The sequence below is a fragment of the Streptomyces flaveolus genome (genome assembly GCF_014648815.1).
Lineage (GTDB): Bacteria > Actinomycetota > Actinomycetes > Streptomycetales > Streptomycetaceae > Streptomyces > Streptomyces flaveolus.
In genome coordinates this window covers 1-800 of record NZ_BMRV01000045.1, presented here as the reverse complement: position 1 = coordinate 800, position 800 = coordinate 1, and the positions used below count along the sequence as shown (strand labels likewise).

The window sequence follows — 800 nt, the reverse complement described above, 5'->3', positions numbered from 1 at the left end:
GCGCGGACCTCGAAGGCGGGGCGGCCGCCGTGCTGGAGGTAGGCGTGCAGGATGTCGGGGGTGTTGGCGAAGAAGTTGGGCCGCATGTAGGAGGCGGCGTCCCCCGACAGTTCGGTGAGGTACTCGGTCAGTTCCTGTTTGGTGGTGCGCCAGGTGAAGTAGGTGTAGGACTGCTGGAAGCCGATCTGGGCGAGGGTGTGCATCATCGCGGGGCGGGTGAAGGCCTCGGCCAGGAAGATCACGTCGGGGTCGGCGCGGTTGATCTCGCCGATGACGCGTTCCCAGAACACGACGGGTTTGGTGTGCGGGTTGTCGACGCGGAAGATCCGCACGCCGTGGTCCATCCAGAAGCGGAGGACGCGGACGGTCTCGGCGATCAGGCCGTCCATGTCGGCGTCGAAGGCGATGGGGTAGATGTCCTGGTACTTCTTGGGCGGGTTCTCGGCGTGGGCGATGGTGCCGTCGGGCCGGTGGTGGAACCACTCGGGGTGCTTGTGGACCCAGGGGTGGTCCGGGGAGCACTGCAGGGCGAAGTCGAGGGCGATCTCCAGGCCGAGTTCGCCGGCGCGGGCGACGAAGGCGTCGAAGTCGTCGATGGTGCCCAGGCCGGGGTGGACGGCGTCGTGGCCGCCCTCGGGGGAGCCGATGGCCCAGGGGACGCCGACGTCGTCGGGGCCGGCGGACAGGGTGTTGTTGCGGCCCTTGCGGAAGGTGGTGCCGATGGGGTGGACCGGGGGCAGGTAGACGACGTCGAAGCCCATCGCGGCGATCGCGGGCAGCCGGCGGGCGGCGGTGCGGAA

Annotated in this window: 1 pseudogene; it reads right to left on the bottom strand. The window is 69.5% G+C overall.

Features of this window, described 5'->3' with window-relative positions:
* Window positions 1-800 (bottom strand): annotated as a pseudogene (locus tag IEZ05_RS36120) (alpha-1,4-glucan--maltose-1-phosphate maltosyltransferase); the annotation flags it as partial.